The sequence below is a fragment of the Bradyrhizobium sp. FW305-F6 genome (genome assembly GCF_058782905.1).
The window spans coordinates 620,344-635,324 of record NZ_JBYSYD010000003.1 but is presented as its reverse complement, the minus strand read 5'-3'; the positions used below and the strand labels follow the sequence as shown (position 1 = coordinate 635,324).

The 14,981-nt window shown below is 64.0% G+C and carries 15 protein-coding genes; 8 read left to right on the top strand and 7 right to left on the bottom strand.

The genetic code is table 11. The features are described from left to right. Positions 1–268: 268 nt before the first annotated feature. Entirely contained in the window at positions 269–1,279 is a 1,011-nt protein-coding gene (locus tag AC3WLX_RS23400; protein ID WP_492337749.1) for an Lnb N-terminal periplasmic domain-containing protein, read from the top strand. Between the two features lie 38 nt (positions 1,280–1,317). Here the strand turns inward: AC3WLX_RS23400 and AC3WLX_RS23395 are convergent, their stop codons facing one another. Further along, entirely contained in the window at positions 1,318–2,556 is a 1,239-nt protein-coding gene (locus AC3WLX_RS23395; protein ID WP_492337748.1) for an MFS transporter, read from the bottom strand. A gap of 128 nt (positions 2,557–2,684) precedes the next feature. Here AC3WLX_RS23395 and AC3WLX_RS23390 point away from each other — a divergent pair, with 128 nt between their 5' ends. Continuing rightward, on the top strand, positions 2,685–3,248 hold the full coding sequence (locus AC3WLX_RS23390) for a TetR/AcrR family transcriptional regulator (RefSeq protein WP_492337747.1): 564 nt from the start codon (positions 2,685–2,687) through the stop codon (positions 3,246–3,248). A 39-nt stretch (positions 3,249–3,287) separates the two neighbouring features. Here the strand turns inward: AC3WLX_RS23390 and AC3WLX_RS23385 are convergent, their stop codons facing one another. Next, a complete protein-coding gene (locus AC3WLX_RS23385; protein ID WP_492337746.1) occupies positions 3,288–4,544 on the bottom strand; it encodes a serine hydrolase domain-containing protein in 1,257 nt (418 codons plus the stop codon). An 11-nt stretch (positions 4,545–4,555) separates the two neighbouring features. Continuing rightward, on the bottom strand, positions 4,556–5,776 hold the full coding sequence (locus tag AC3WLX_RS23380; RefSeq protein WP_291620731.1) for an ABC transporter substrate-binding protein: 1,221 nt from the start codon (positions 5,774–5,776) through the stop codon (positions 4,556–4,558). Positions 5,777–6,073: 297 nt separating this feature from the next. On the opposite strand from AC3WLX_RS23380, the gene AC3WLX_RS23375 reads away from it, so the two are divergent. Next, positions 6,074–6,766, top strand: a complete 693-nt coding sequence (locus AC3WLX_RS23375) for a TetR/AcrR family transcriptional regulator (protein WP_291620729.1) — start codon at positions 6,074–6,076, stop codon at positions 6,764–6,766. A 208-nt stretch (positions 6,767–6,974) separates the two neighbouring features. Here the strand turns inward: AC3WLX_RS23375 and AC3WLX_RS23370 are convergent, their stop codons facing one another. Then, positions 6,975–8,348: a PleD family two-component system response regulator gene (locus tag AC3WLX_RS23370; RefSeq protein ID WP_492337745.1), complete on the bottom strand. Its 1,374-nt coding sequence runs from the start codon at positions 8,346–8,348 to the stop codon at positions 6,975–6,977. A 14-nt stretch (positions 8,349–8,362) separates the two neighbouring features. Next, positions 8,363–8,728: a response regulator gene (locus tag AC3WLX_RS23365; protein WP_008566616.1), complete on the bottom strand. Its 366-nt coding sequence runs from the start codon at positions 8,726–8,728 to the stop codon at positions 8,363–8,365. Between the two features lie 238 nt (positions 8,729–8,966). On the opposite strand from AC3WLX_RS23365, the gene AC3WLX_RS23360 reads away from it, so the two are divergent. Continuing rightward, on the top strand, positions 8,967–9,278 hold the full coding sequence (locus tag AC3WLX_RS23360) for a DUF3572 domain-containing protein (protein ID WP_492337744.1): 312 nt from the start codon (positions 8,967–8,969) through the stop codon (positions 9,276–9,278). Then, a complete protein-coding gene (locus tag AC3WLX_RS23355) occupies positions 9,275–10,564 on the top strand; it encodes a DNA polymerase IV (protein ID WP_492337743.1) in 1,290 nt (429 codons plus the stop codon). The genes AC3WLX_RS23360 and AC3WLX_RS23355 overlap by 4 nt, the downstream gene beginning before the upstream one ends. A 51-nt stretch (positions 10,565–10,615) precedes the next feature. Here the strand turns inward: AC3WLX_RS23355 and AC3WLX_RS23350 are convergent, their stop codons facing one another. After that, positions 10,616–11,017: a RidA family protein gene (locus tag AC3WLX_RS23350; RefSeq protein ID WP_291620713.1), complete on the bottom strand. Its 402-nt coding sequence runs from the start codon at positions 11,015–11,017 to the stop codon at positions 10,616–10,618. Positions 11,018–11,232: 215 nt separating this feature from the next. Further along, positions 11,233–12,078, bottom strand: a complete 846-nt coding sequence (locus tag AC3WLX_RS23345; protein WP_291620711.1) for a cell envelope integrity EipB family protein — start codon at positions 12,076–12,078, stop codon at positions 11,233–11,235. Between the two features lie 206 nt (positions 12,079–12,284). On the opposite strand from AC3WLX_RS23345, the gene AC3WLX_RS23340 reads away from it, so the two are divergent. The 3 genes from AC3WLX_RS23340 (at position 12,285) to AC3WLX_RS23330 (ending at position 14,947) form a co-directional block, all read left to right on the top strand. Beyond that, positions 12,285–12,752 carry a RidA family protein gene (locus AC3WLX_RS23340; RefSeq protein ID WP_161534658.1) on the top strand — a complete coding sequence of 156 codons (468 nt, stop codon included), beginning with the start codon at positions 12,285–12,287 and terminating at the stop codon, positions 12,750–12,752. Between the two features lie 6 nt (positions 12,753–12,758). Continuing rightward, the gene (locus AC3WLX_RS23335) at positions 12,759–13,505 is read left to right on the top strand and encodes a glycerophosphodiester phosphodiesterase (RefSeq protein WP_492337742.1); all 747 of its coding nucleotides are present in this window, start codon (positions 12,759–12,761) and stop codon (positions 13,503–13,505) included. Between the two features lie 200 nt (positions 13,506–13,705). Then, positions 13,706–14,947 carry a GNAT family N-acetyltransferase gene (locus AC3WLX_RS23330; protein ID WP_492337741.1) on the top strand — a complete coding sequence of 414 codons (1,242 nt, stop codon included), beginning with the start codon at positions 13,706–13,708 and terminating at the stop codon, positions 14,945–14,947. Positions 14,948–14,981 lie beyond the last annotated feature (34 nt).

The window sequence follows — 14,981 nt, the reverse complement described above, 5'->3', positions numbered from 1 at the left end:
GATGCATTCAAAAGAGTTCCTGTCATCATCTCATCATCGCGCACGGCCCCTCTCCGAATGTGCCGGACAGCAGCATCACCAAGCCCGCTACGAAGGTGAGGTCGCGCAGCTCCTTAATGCACTTTAAAAAACGAGGCCATCGCTTCTCGTTGGCGAAGAGCTACTGTAGCGTGTAACCATTCACAATGAAACGACAGGTGATCTGACACAACGGAGCTGTCGAGGGGCTTCGCCGAAGCTCCGCGGCAGGAGCAGCCAGGTGACTTCAGTGCGTAAATTCGTTTCAATGTTGCTCATGTGGCTGAGAAAGCCGATTGGCTTGCTCATTCGGATCATGCTCGTCGCATGGGCCGTGCTGGCCATCTACTACTCGAACTTGCCTTGGTCCTGGCTGCGGACGATTGCGGCCGGAGCGTTTGCGGGCTTTGCGATTTGGGCGCTCTGGCGTTCGCGCCAACCGCGCATGTCCGTTCTCTTCCTCGTCATGTTTTTCGGTGTCGTCGCGTGGTGGATCTCGATCCCTCCATCACACGATCGGGATTGGCGACCGGAAGTCGCAGTGATGCCGCGGGCGGTCATCGACGGCGACCGCGTGCGCCTGACCGGTGTCCGTAACTTCGACTACCGGAGTCGAAGCGACTTCACGGTCCGCTACGAGGAGCGCGAGGTGTCGCTGTCGCACTTGATGGCCCTCGATTTCTACGTTTCCTATTTCACGGAGGGGCCGGTCGGGCACACGTTTGTGAGTTTTGTCTTCGATAATGCGCCACCACTGGCTGTCTCCATCGAGACGCGCCCTGAGGTCGGCGAGGGCTTTGCGCCCGTCGCCTCCCTGTTCAAGCAATTCGAGCTCATCTACGTGGTCGGTGAAGAGCGTGATGTCGTGGGCGTGCGCACCAACCATCGCCACGAGCCGGTGTACCTATATCGCCTCAATACATCGGCCGACGACGCGCGCCGGCTGCTGATGGTCTATTTGACGCGCATCAACGAACTCGCCGATCGGCCGGAGTTCTACCATCTGTTGACCAACAGCTGCACGATCAACATCGTGCGCTATGCAAATGCGGCGGGCCGACGCGGGCGCTTCGACATTCGACATCTTTTCAACGGACTCATCGATAGCTATCTCTACCACTCCGGCCGGATAGAGACGACGCTGCCGTTTGACGAACTGAGGCGGGGGTCCTTGATCAACGAAGCCGCGCAGGCGGCCGATGGCGCGGCCGATTTCTCACAGCGGATACGCTTATCCTTGCCGACCATGGTGCGACCCTGACCGCATTGGGCTCGCACGAAAACGACCAGTCGCCGCTGCTACGCTGTCCGCAACACCGGCGCCGGCGGCTGCGACGGCCGGATCAGCGCAAACGCCACCTGCACGATGCCGCCTGCGAGCCCCAGCGCCACGCCGATGCGCCAGGCCATGGTGTAGGAGCCGAGCGCGTCGTAGAGCACCCCTCCCCCATAGGCGCCGAGGAAGCTGCCGATCTGGTGGCTCATAAAGGCGAGGCCCTGGATCATCGCCTGCCAGCGCAGGCCGAACATCTCGGCGACGGCGCCCGCGACCAGCGGGCCGACACCCATCCAGAGGAAGCCCATGATCGCGCCGAACAGCAAGGTCGAGAACGGGCTCGCCGGCAGCATGAAGTACCAGGCGAGCGCCAGCGAGCGCAGGATGTAGATGCCGCCGAGCAGCGCCAGCTTGTTCCAGCGCTGGCCGGCCCAGCCGAAGAACAGCGAGCCGAGCACGTTGAAGCCGCCGATCATGCCGAGCGTCTGCGCACTGAGCATCGGATCGAGGCCGCAGATGGCGAGGTATGACGGCAGATGCGTGGTGAGGAAGACGAGCTGCATGCCGCAGACGAGATAGGCGCAGGTCATCACAACGAAGGACGCGTTGCCGAACGCGGTCCTCGCCGCGGCCGCAGCCGTGGCATCGCCGATGTCGGCGGCGGTGGGCTTGGGCAGCGGGATTTTGTCGACCCGCCCGGCGTACCAGGCGGCTGGAATCATCAGCAGCGACATGACGACGAAGCCGGCGAGCCCGACGCGCCAGCCAAAGCCCTCGTTGAGCATCTGCCCGATCGGCGCCGACAACAGCGCCCCGAGCGAGCCCGCGCCGGACACGATGCCGAGCACGGTCGAGCGCACCGTCTCCGGCACCGCACGCGCCGCCACTGACATCGCGATCGCCGCCGCCGTGCAGGCCATCGAGGTGCCGATCAGCAGGCCGCCGCCGATCATGATGCTGACGAGGCCGTTCGCCGTTGCCATCAGCGCGAGGCCGGCGATGTACATCAGCGCGCCCCCGATCATGATCGGGCGGAAGCCGTAGCGCACGGTGAGCGCACCGGCGGGCGGCTGGAGGAAGCCCCAGGCGAGGTTCTGCACGGCCAGCGCCAGCGTGAGATCCGAGATCGAAATGCGGATGTCATGCGTCAGCGGCTGCATGAAGATGCCGAGCGACTGCCGCAGCCCCATGCTCAAGGTCAGCATGATCGAGGCGCCGATCAGGATGGGCAAGGTCGGACGCAGGATCTGCAACAGGGGCATTTTCTTCTCCCTCTTGGGCACGGCACGCGTGCCGAGGTCTGCTCATGCGCTGATTTTGGTTACACAGACCTGTGTACTTAGGCTATGGTTGGGAGGTGCTGTCAAGCGAACAGGACGCATGTCGCCGCATGGCTCCCCCGCCCGAACCACAGACGATGAAGGAGCGGATCCTCGAGACCGCCGACAAGCTGTTCTATCTGCAGGGCATTCGCGCCATCGGCGTCGACACCATCGCGGCCGAGATCGGCATCTCCAAGCGCACGCTCTACAATCACTTCCCGTCGAAGGACGCGCTGATCGCGGCCTATCTCGAGCGCCGCTTCGTCCACGCCCGCCCCTCGGACAAGCCGCCGGCGGAGCAAATTCTCGCGACATTCGATTCGCTGGGGCGACGGTTTGCGGCCAAGGACTTTCGCGGCTGCCCATTCGTGAACGCGGTCGCCGAGCTCGGCCCTGCCGACCGCGCCGTGAAGAAGATCGCCATCGCCTTCAAGGAAAGCCGACGCATCTGGTTTCGCGACCGCCTGATCGAGCTCGGCGTTGCGGAGGCTGACGCGCTGGCGACACAGCTCGTGCTGCTGGTCGACGGCTCCATCGCGCAGGACTTGGTGCGTGACGATCCCGCGATGGCCCGCGCCGCGAAGGACGCGGCGAAGGTGCTGCTGCGGAATGCGGGCGTGGATGTGACGTGATCGAGCAGCCGCAATGAGGCGAGGCAAGCGCGCTTTCCGCTAATCGCTCTGCAACGCATCGTAGATTGCCCGCTGATAGATGGGCAAGGCTCTGCGGCCCGCAGCGCCGCGGCCTGTTGCGATCGTCGCGCCCGAATTTGCCGAAACGGGCACCTGATGCTGGATCAGGTAGATCATGATGAGATCGTTCACCGGATCGGCTTGCCACCAGGTGCCGAAGATGCCCGGCCAGGTGATCGAGCCAGGCGCACCGCAAGCATAGGGATTGTCGACGGGATCTTCGGCAATCGAAAGTCCCAGTCCGAAACCGGATTTCTGCCAGAGCGGCATGCCTGCAAACGGAACCTTGCGTTGGACGTCAGTAAGCCGGTTGGTCCGCATCAGTCGGACAGTCTCGGGCTTCAGCAAGCGAGCGCCATCATGCTCGCCCTCGCCGAGCAGCATGCGCGCGAACCGGAGATAATCAGGCGCGGACGAGATCAAGCCGCCCCCGCCCGGCGTATAGGCCGGCGCCTCGTCGTACATATCCGGCACGACTTTCGCGAGCCGATTTGCCGTCTCGTCATATCCGTAGAGGCTGGCGAGGCGGCTTCGCTTGTCGAGCGGAAGCCAGAAGTCCGTATCCTCCATGCCCAGCGGCGCGAAGATCATCTCGCGGAGGACGCGGCCAAGCGGCCTGCCGAGGAGCCGGCCGATCAGGAAGCCGAGAACGTCCGTCGAATGGCCGTAGTGGAACAACTCGCCAGGCTGATAAGCCAGCGGTAGCGTGCCGAGCGCGCCCAGCCATTCGTCCGGCGTTAGTCGATTCATCGCGGGATCACCGAGCGCCTGCTCATAGGCCTGCTTGAGAGGGCCCTCAGAGAAGAACCCGTAGGCAATTCCCGATCGATGCGTCAGCAGATCCTCGAGGGTGATCTCGCGTTTCGCGGGCACCGTGTCGTCCAGCGATCCCGCGGCATTCCGCAGGACCCTTGGATCGGCAAGTTCTGGAATCCAGCGCGATATCGGGTCCGATAGCGCGATCCTCTCCTGCTCCACCAGCATCAAGGCCGCGACCGACGTGATCGGCTTGGTCATCGAGGCGATGCGAAACAGAGTGTCCGGCCGCATCGCCGTCCTGGTTTCGATATCGCACCAGCCGAGCGCCTCGGATTGAACGATTCGGCCGCGATGCGAGGTCAGTGTCACGATGCCCGCGAGTTCGCCCCGATCGATGAATTGCCGGAGCGCCGGGCCGACCCCGGCAAGCCTTTCAGGATCGAAGCCGCGAACACGTCCGATGACATCACTGGTCATGCAGCAACGCTTCAGTCAGCCTTGAACTCGTCGGTCAGGATCGGTCCGAACAACACCCAGCGCTGCCCGTCGAACTTCATCATCTGGAATTGCTTGTTGATGCGATAATCGTCGGGGCTGGTGTTGATCGACATCCCAGGCAACCCCAGATCCGGGACGAAGCCCTTGATGCTGGTCGCCTGCTTCATGATGTTGGCGCGGGTGAGTTCGTCGCCGCATTGCTTCAGGATGTGGACCAACATCGCCGCCGTGGAGTAGCCATAGGTGGCGTAGCCGCTGTTGGCATCCTCATTGGGCGCATATTTCGCCATGAAGGCCTTGTAGCGCTTCATGCCTTCGTCATTGGCCCATTGCGGATCTAGCGGATCCTTGCCGTAGTTGACCGAGATGATGTCCTTGGCATTCTCGAGGCCCGCCGGGACAAGAACCTGGCCCACTGCGGTCGCGTTGACCTCCAGGATATGGACGGGTTTCCAGCCGAGCTCCGCCGCCTTCCTGATCGATTGCGCGGCAAATTTCGGCGTCGACATGTTGTAGAAGAGATCGGCGCCCGACGCCTTGAGCGTCACCATCTGGGAATCGATGGTCGGGTCGGACAGTTCGTAGGACAATTCCTTGACGATCATGCTCGTTTTGGTACCCAGCCCTTCCTTCAGGCCCTTGACGTAGTCTTTTCCGAGATCGTCGTTCTGATAGAGGATGCCGATCTTGGCGTTCGGATAGTTCTCCAGAATGTACTTGGCGTAGATGTGCGCTTCCGACTGGTAGTTCGGATTGGCCGAGATCGTCCATGGGAAGTTCTTGGGGTCGGTGAATCGCGAAGCGCCGCTTCCGGCCAGCAGCTGCGGCACGCCCTTGGCGTTCAAGTATTTCTGCACGGCCGCGTTCGGCGGCGTCCCGATGATTTGGAACGTCGTAAGCACTTCATCGCTTTCGACCAGCTTGCGCACCTGCTCGACCGTCTTCGGCGGGCTGTAGGCGTCATCGTACTGGATGAGATTGATCTGGCGACCGTTGACCCCGCCCTGCTCGTTGATCATGCGGATGTAGGCAGCCTCAGCCTTGCCGATGGCGCCGAATGCAGACGCCGGGCCGCTCAACGGGGTGGTCTGACCGATCTTGATCTCGGTGTCGGTTGCGCCGGTGTCGTATTTCTTCTGTGCCAGCGCAGGTGCCGCAAGCGTGGTGCCGAGCATCAGCATGGCGGCGGCCATCGATTTCAAGCCGGTCATGGAGTCCTCCCGTAGGGCAGCTGGTCGTTGCCAGCCATTGTTCTGGATTGCGCTCACGTCCTGCTGCCGCCGGACGATGCGGATTTCTGGCAGGTGCACCAAACCGTGGTCCCCGCTCCCTCGGCACTACCTCGCGGCCTCCAACAGGTCAAGTTCATTCATTTAGCACTAAATGAATTTTTCCTCGGGCCGGTCGGCTCCCTGCTTGACCAGGCCGGGGCTGTATCCCATCGTGACGTCGAGTTGGTCGGACAGTGCTGTCGTCCCGGACGCTTCCGATCAGGATGACGGAGATCCATGCCAGCAGCGTTGAAACTCGAGGGCCGCCGTACCCGCGCCGAGCAGCGCGCAGCGACCGTGAAGCTGATCCTCGACACGAGCGAGGAGCTGTTCGCGCAGTTCGGCTATTACGGGGTAACGATCAAGGATGTCGCCGATAAAATGGGCATCCATCCCGCCCTCATTCACTACTATTTCGACGGCAAGAAGTCGCTGTTCGACGCCGTGTTCGAGCGCCGGGTGGGGTATGCCGTGACCCTGCGCACCGCCGCGCTCGATGCTTACGAAGCAAGGATTAAGGGCCGTCCAACCGTCGAAGGCGCGCTTCGCGCCTACTACGATGGTGCCTTCGACGTCTACATCAACGACGAAGAAGCCTGGCGCAATTTCGGCCGCATCTTCGCCCAGGTGAACAACGCGCCGGGCTACGGCGCGGAGAAAATGGAAGCCTATCTCGATCCGCTGGTGCTGAGGCTGATCGGCCTGCTCCAGAAGGCGCTGCCCGACGCCAGGCCGGAGGACTTGTTCTGGGGCTTCCAGTTTACGTCGGGGGCCTATTCGCTGCTCATGTCGCGAACGGGCCGCATCGACCGTCTATCGAAGAATCTATGTTCGTCCGACGACTTCGAGGCCGTTCGCGAGCGCTTCGTCACGTTCATGGCGGGCGGTTTCAATGCGCTCTACAAGCGGCGCAAGCCCAGGTCGCGATAGTCGGCAATTCAGTCTAAGGCAGCGGGGCGGGAACGACGCCGTTCGTGGGACACGCCGCGCCATGATCCCAGAGTGCCCCTGTTTTGCCCGACGTGTCAAACGACACTGCTCTCAGCACCGGTCGTTTCGCCTACCCGCGTAAGTCATTGACCTACCTCGTTCCGGCTACTGTGCATGGGGTTGTTTTCGCAACTTTACGCAGCGGCCTTCACGCCGCCTGCGACACCACGCGATTGCGGCCGTCGTGCTTGGCCCGATACAGCGCGGTGTCGGCGCGCTTGAGGACGTCGGCGACCGCCTCGCCCTTTCGCTCCAGCGTGGTCAGCCCGATCGAGATCGTGACCTCGATGCGCTTTGCACCCTTGTGGATCGCGAACGGCTCGCCCGCGATCGAGCGGCGCAGGCGCTCGGCGACCATGCCGGCGACGTGGAGATCAGTCTCCGGCATTACGATGACGAATTCCTCGCCGCCGTAGCGGCAGGCCAGATCGATGCCGCGGATCGACTTGCGCACGCGCACCGCGAACTCGCGCAGCACGTCGTCGCCGGCGTCGTGGCCGTAATTGTCGTTGATCGACTTGAAATAGTCGATGTCCAGGATCATCAGCGCCAGCGGCTTGCCGCGCGTGGCGGCCTGCTCGGCGAGCGTCGCCAGATGGCTCTCCATGTAGCGGCGATTGTGCAGCCCGGTGAGCGCGTCCGTGATCGCCATCTCGATCGAGTTCTGCACGTTGTCGCGCAGATGATCGGTGTAGCGGCGGCGGCGGATCTGGGTGCGGGCGCGCGCCAAGAGCTCGGTCTTGTCGATCGGGCGCAACAGGTAGTCGTTGACGCCGATCTCGAGGCCGCGCAGCAGCCGCGTCGAATTCTCGGGGTCGGCGATGGCCAGGATCGGCACATGCCGCGTGCGCTCCAGCGAGCGCGCCTGGCTGCACAGCCTGAGGCCGTCGAAATTGTTGAGGTCGAGCGAGACGATCAGGAGGTCGTAATTGCCCTCGGCGGCGTGGAACAGCGCTTCCGTCGGGTTCGGCTCGACGTCGATGGTGTGCTCGGCCGCCAGGATCGTCGCCAGCCGCTCGTAGGAGGACTCGCGGTCGTCAACCAGCAGGATGCGGCCGCCCTTGCCGGTATCGGCGACGGCGCTGCGCTCGGGCGCCTGCATGCCGATCTCGAGCGAGGTGATGGCGCGCATGCGCAGCTCGTCGGTCATCATCTTCAGCCGCGTCAGCGAGCGCACGCGCGCGATCAGCACGACGTCTGAGACCGGCTTGGTGAGGAAGTCGTCGGCGCCGGCTTCCAGCCCGCGATTGCGGTCGGACGGGCTGTCGAGCGCGGTTACCATGACGACGGGAATGTGATGCGTGGCCGGATCGGTCTTGAGGCGGCGGCAGACTTCGAAACCGTCCATATCGGGCATCATCACGTCGAGCAGGATGATGTCGCATTCCGCGCGCCGGCTGAGCGCCAGTGCCTCGGTGCCGTTCGAGGCGGTCATCACGTCGAAATATTCGGCGGAAAGGCGGGCCTCTAGCAGCTTGACGTTGGCAGGGACATCGTCGACGACGAGGATACGCGCGGACACTGTGTACTCACTTCCTATCCGATAAAACGCCGGACCGTCTCAATGAATTTGCCGACCGAGATCGGCTTGGACAAATAGGCTTCGCAGCCGCCCTCGCGGATGCGCTCTTCGTCGCCCTTCATCGCGAACGCGGTAACCGCGACGACGGGAATGGCACGCAGCTCCGGATCGTCCTTGATCCAGCGCGTCACCTCGAGGCCGGAGACCTGCGGCAATTGGATATCCATCAGCACGAGGTCGGGCCGCATCTTGCGCACGAGGTCGAGCGCCTCGTAGCCGTTGCTGGTGCCTGAGGTCTGGTAGCCGTGCGCCTCCAACAGGTCGCGGAAGAGCTTCATGTTGAGCTCGTTGTCTTCCACGATCAGGACGGTCTTAGCCATCCCGCCCTCCTGATTGGTCCGAAGGACCGGTCCATGTAACGCCTCAGACGCCGCTTCCCGGCGTTTCGAAAACTGGATTCAAACTAGCCTCAGATTCGCTTGAGTTTCGTTAAACCCGAGGGGCGACTTTCGGCGATGTGGTTTCCAGTTGCTTGTCCGGGGTCGGAAGACTCGGGGCCGAGACTCGGGCATGATGCAAAGTAGACACCGAAAGTTAACGGAAAGGCAAACCGTCCCCTTGAAAAAGCCTGTTCACAACCCCCGCGAAGTCGCTGAAATCGTTGCGATTCAGGCGCTGTCCTTCGTCGCCGGCGAGCCCGAGCGGCTGGGCCTGTTCCTGGCCGAGACAGGGGTCGGCCCGGAGACCCTGCGCAATGCCGCCGCGGACCCGAATTTCCTGCTCAGCGTGCTCGATTTCGTGATGCGGGACGATGCCACGGTGAAGGCCTTTGCCACGGCTGCGGAACTGCATCCGACCAACGTCGCTGCGGCGCGACAGGTCCTCGGCGATGCGCTGGGCGACCGCTCCTGGGAGCGCGACGTGCCGTGAGCATCCCTGAGGCGGCCGGGCCCCGTTGCTTCTGCCGGGATTGTCTGGCCGACCTCGATATAGGGGTGCGGCGCTGCTCGGCCTGCGGTTCCCCCCGCCTCGTCCGCCACCGCTCGCTCGCCAGCCTGACTATCGCCCATATCGACTGCGACGCCTTCTACGCAACGGTCGAGAAGCGCGACAATCCTGATATCGCCGATAAGCCCGTCATCATCGGGGGCGGCAAGCGCGGCGTGGTGTCGGCCGCCTGCTACATCGCCCGCACCTATGGCGTGCGCTCGGCCATGCCCATGTTCAAGGCGCTGGAGGCCTGCCCGCATGCGACCGTGATTCCGCCCGACATGGCGAAATATGTCCGCGTCGGCCGCGAGGTGCGCCAGGCCATACAGGCGCTAACGCCGCTGGTCGAGCCGCTCTCGATCGACGAGGCCTTCCTCGATCTCTCCGGCACCGAACGGGTGCACGGCATGATACCCGCCAAGGTGCTGGCCCGCTTTGCGCGCGAGGTCGAGCGCGACATCGGCATCACCGTCTCGGTCGGCCTGTCCTGCAATAAGTTTTTGGCCAAGATCGCCTCCGACCTGGACAAGCCCCGCGGCTTTGCCGCGCTCGATCAGGAGGAAGCGCGCTTGATGCTTGCGGACAAGCCGGTCGGCTTCATCTTCGGCGTCGGCCCGGCCACGCAGGAGCGCCTCGTGCAGCGCGGCTTCCGTGTCATCGCCGACCTGCAGAAGGCCGACGAGATCGAGATGATGCGGCAGTTTCCGAGCGACGGCCGCCGGCTGTGGCGGCTCGCCCGCGGCATCGACGACCGCCGCGTCGAGCCTGGCCGCGGCGCCAAGACCATTTCCAGCGAGACCACCTTCGAGAGCGACATCCGCGATTTCGCGACGCTGGAGAAGGTCCTGTGGCGGCTCTGCGAGAAAACATCGTCGCGGCTCAAGAGCAGCGCGCTTGCCGGCTCGACCGTGACGCTGAAGCTGAAAACCGCCGATTTTCGCCAGCGCACGCGCTCGCAATCGATCGCAGCGCCGACGCAGCTTGCCGCAAAGATCTTCTCGATCTGCCGCGAGATGCTGGCAAAGGAGATCGACGGCACCGCCTTCCGCCTGATGGGCGCCGGCGTCAGCGCGCTACGCCACGGCTCGCCTGCCGACGACACCGACATGCTGGACCGCCGCGCCGCCCACGCCGAGCGCGCGGTGGACAGCCTGCGCAAGAAGTTCGGCAGCGCCGCGGTGATCCGCGGCATCGCCTATGAGGGGCCGGAGAAGGCGCAGGAATGATGCGTCACGAGAGGGCGTCGTTCCGCGCCGCCGCCATGGCCGCGCAACAGCTCAATCCGCGACCGCGATCGCCTCGATCTCGATCAGCCATTCCGGCGCGGCCAGCGCTGAGACGCCGACCAGCGTTGAGGCCGGCGGCTCCATGCCTTCGAAGAAGGCCGAGCGGGCCTTGCCGATGATCGGACGCAGCTCCGGCTTGTAGTTCACGACGAAGGTCGTGATCTTGACGATGTTGGCGTAGGTTGCCCCCGCTGCTTTCAGCGCGTGGCCGAGATTCTGCATCACCTGCGTCGTCTGCGCCGCGATATCGCCCTCGCCCACGATGCGGCCCTCCTCGTCGGTCGAGACCTGCCCGGAAATGTAGATCGTGCGCGCGCCCGTGGCGGTGACGACGTGGGAATAGGCGGGATTGTGATGCAGGCCGCTGGGACGGAGATGGTCGAGCTTGGGCATGGCTGGCTCCCGGAGTTTGTGATTGGGCGCAGCGTAGCCGGGGATGATGACAAGAGCTAGTCCGTCACGGTGAAGCGGCGAAGAAGTGTCTTGTAGGGTGCGCAAAAGCGCCCTTGCGCCGTGCACACCATCCATCAATGATCGTCGAGAGAATGCGCGGGCACGCTACGCTTTGCCCACCCTACGGCGCTGCTCGCGAGGAGAGAGCATAGCCCTCAATTACAGGGCTTGCTGTCCTTGACGTCGAACTTGCCCATCGCGCCGGAAATGACGAAGTCGTTGTAGTCGAGCACGAGCTGGCGCGACACGCCGTTCTCGTAGAGCTCGAACGCCATCGCGTAGACCGGCGTTTGCTCGCCCTCTTTCTGCTGGGCGTCGCGATCGAAATAGCTGACGGTGACCGGCCAGCGCTTGAGCGACCTCATGTGCTCGTCTGCGGTCGACGGATCCGACGAAGTGGCGCGGTCGGCGGGGATCGGCTGGCCGATCACGGTCAGCGTGTTGTAGACCTTCTGGCCGTCGTCGGAGCCGTCGTAGACGGAGAGCTCCAGCAGCGACTTGCCCTCCCTTGCGGCGGCGATGATGCGCTGGATCTGTTCGGTCGGGAACACGATCTTGCCGTCGAGGGTGAAGGTCTTCGGCGCCGGCAGCTTCAGCTTGACGTTGATGTGGTCGCCGTCGCGCTCGGCCGAGCCATCGACTCGGCCGGCATCCGCCTCGTTCATGCGGGTCTCGATCTTGAAGCGGTAGCTCTTGCCAGCGGCATCCTCCCAGGAATTGGAGCGGAGGTCGCTGAGCGTAACCTTGCCCTCGCCGCTGTCGAGCTCGGAGACCTGGCGGAATTCGGAGGTATAGCCTTCGCAGGCATTCCCCGTGAAATTGTAGAGGATACGGCCGCGGGCGCTATTGACCGAGTTGGAGCGCGATTTCACGAGGCTGAGGTCGTAGAGCGCCTGGTGCGGAAGGAACGGACCGTTGGCGGCCGGGGCCACGCCGCCAAGGCCAACCGTGGCCGCCGCGAGCGCCATGACACCGAGCGAAGTCCGGAAAAGGTGCACCATGTCTCATCCCTTGGGGAGCGCAGATTCGACATTTTAATGACCGTCCCATTGCGTCGCAACTGAGACCATTTCACGTAAATTTGCCCCGTGCCATTGAACCTCCGGCCCTTCCTTGCATGTGGCGGCACAATGGGCGAAACAGGCGCGTCCGGCGGCAGTACCGAAACGGCACCGGGCGGGCGAATTTCAGGACAATGAGGTCGAACATGGCGGGCACGGTCGAGCAGAAACTGGCGGAACAGGGCATCAAGCTGCATGACGCCCCCACCCCTGTGGCCAATTACGTCCCGTTCGTCCGCACCGGGAATTTGCTGTTCGTCTCCGGCCAGGTCTGCTTCGATCCCGCCGGCAAGCTGATCGCCAAGGGCAAGCTGGGCGCTGGCGTCTCCATCGAAGAAGGTGCGGCGGCCGCGCGCGGCTGCGCGGTGAACCTGCTGGCGCAAGTCAAGGCGGCGCTCGGCGACCTCGACAAGGTCGTGCGGGTGGTGCGCCTCGGCGGCTTCATCAACTCGGCGCCGGACTTCCTGGACGGGCCGAAGGTTCTGAACGGTGCCTCCGACCTGATGGTCGCGGCCTTTGGGGACAAGGGCCGACATGCCCGGACCACCGTCGGGGTCGCCTCGTTGCCTGCGGACGCGGCGGTCGAGGTCGAAGGCGTGTTCGAGGTCGCCTGACGCCAAATGCGCGCTCCGGATTGGCTGACAGCCCGGCCGGTCGCCCATCGCGGCCTGCACGACATTTCGCGCGGCATCGTCGAGAACATGCCAAGCGCCGTCCAGGCGGCGATCGCAGGCAATTTCGCCATCGAGGTCGACATCCAGCTCTCGTCCGACGGCGAGGCCATGGTGCATCACGACCATGCCCTGGGCCGCCTCACGAAGGCCACCGGCGAAGTGGTTTCGAAGACCGCCGCGGAGCTGAGGTCGGTCAAGTTCAGGGATACGGACGAGCGGATGATGTCGCTGTCCGACCTCTGTGCCATGGTCGCCGGCCGCGTACCGCTGGTGATCGAGGTGAAGAGCCATTTTGCCGGCGACCGCAAGCTGGTGACACGGATGGCCGAGGTGCTGGCGTCCTACGACGGCCCCGCCGTCGGCATGTCGTTCGATCCCGACCAGGTGCTGGCGTTGCGCGAGCTGTTGCCCTCGCGCCCGCGCGGCATCGTCGCCCAGCGAACCTATGAGGACGATTATTGGGCGGGGCTGACCAAGGCCCAGCGCGACAGCATGCTCTACTTGCGCCATGGCTTGCAGACCCAACCGCACTTCGTCGCCTTCAAGGTCGACCACCTCCCGGCTCCCGCACCCTGGATCGCCCGCAACCTCTTCGGCTGCCCCCTGCTCGGTTGGACGGTGCGCACGCCGGAGCAGCGGATGCGGGTTGGGCAGTATGCGGACCAGATGATCTTCGAGGGGTTTGTGCCGTAGCACCTCGCGTGTCCCGGACAAGCTGCAGCGCTTCAGCGTTGCGGCGCAGAGCCGGGACCCATCTGTCCGCTAGCCCGCTGCCACATGGGTCCCGGCTCTGCAGCGGACCTCTGGAGGAGCGCTGCGCTGGGTCCGAGGCACGAGAGCTGTGTTTCCCCACCCCTTGAACTCGCTGCTGCAATGCACGATCTTGGGGCACGATGGCATCATCCGAAATCACGCTCGAGGCCGTACCTTCGATTGGCGACGTGTCCGCGGAGGATTGGGACGCCTGCGCCAATCCCGGCGGGCGGTGCAAGGGGGCTGGCAACGGAACCTCATCTGTCCTTCCAGGCGGCTCTCTCGACCTCTCAAATCCCGGCTATAACCCCTTCGTCTCCCACGCCTTTCTTTCCGCGATCGAGCAATCGGGTTCAGCGACCGTTCGCACCGGCTGGGGGCCACGCCATCTGGTAGCCAAGCTCGACGGCCGCGTTGCCGGCGTGGTGCCCTGCTATCTGAAATCGCATTCGCAAGGCGAGTACGTCTTCGATCGCGGCTGGGCGGACGCCTATGAGCGCGCCGGCGGACGCTATTATCCGAAGCTCCAGGTCTCGGTTCCCTTCACCCCGGCAACGGGCCCGCGGCTGCTGGTCCGCGACGGCGTCGACCGCGAGCGCATCATGGACGCGCTGGCGAGCGGCCTCATCGCGCTGTGCGGCGTCAGCAAAGCCTCATCCGTGCATGTCACCTTCGCGCGCGAGGCGGAATGGAAGCTGCTTGCCCAGCACGGCTTCCTCCAGCGCAACGACCAGCAGTTCCACTGGCACAATGAGGGCTTTGCGAGCTTCGACGATTTCCTCAGCACGCTGAACTCGCGCCACCGCAAGTCGATCAAGCGCGAGCGGCGCGACGCGCTGACCGCCGGCATCACCATCCACTGGCTTACGGGAAAGGACATCACCGAGGACGCCTGGGATGCCTTCTTCGACTTCTATATGGAGACCGGCTCGCGCAAATGGGGCCGGCCTTACCTGACGCGCGAGTTCTTCTCGCTGATCGGCGAGACCATGAGCGAGGACGTGCTCCTGGTGATGGCCCGCCGCAACGATCGCTGGATCGCAGGCGCGATCAATTTCATCGGCTCGGACACGCTGTTCGGCCGCAACTGGGGCGCGGTCGAGCACCATCCGTTCCTGCATTTCGAGGTCTGCTATTATCAGGCGATCGATTTCGCCATCAAACGGGGCCTCAGGCACGTCGAGGCCGGCGCGCAAGGCGAGCACAAGATCGCGCGCGGCTACCTGCCCCGCACCACGCATTCCGCCCACTTCATCGCCGACCCCGGCCTGCGCCGTGCCATCGACGATTACCTCAAGCGCGAGCGCGCCTATGTCGAGGAGGCCGGACGAGAGCTCGCCGAGCTCGGCCCGTTCCGCAAAGGGGCCGACGAGACGCCTTGACGCCTCGCCACGGCTGGTGACAGTAAGCGCAAAT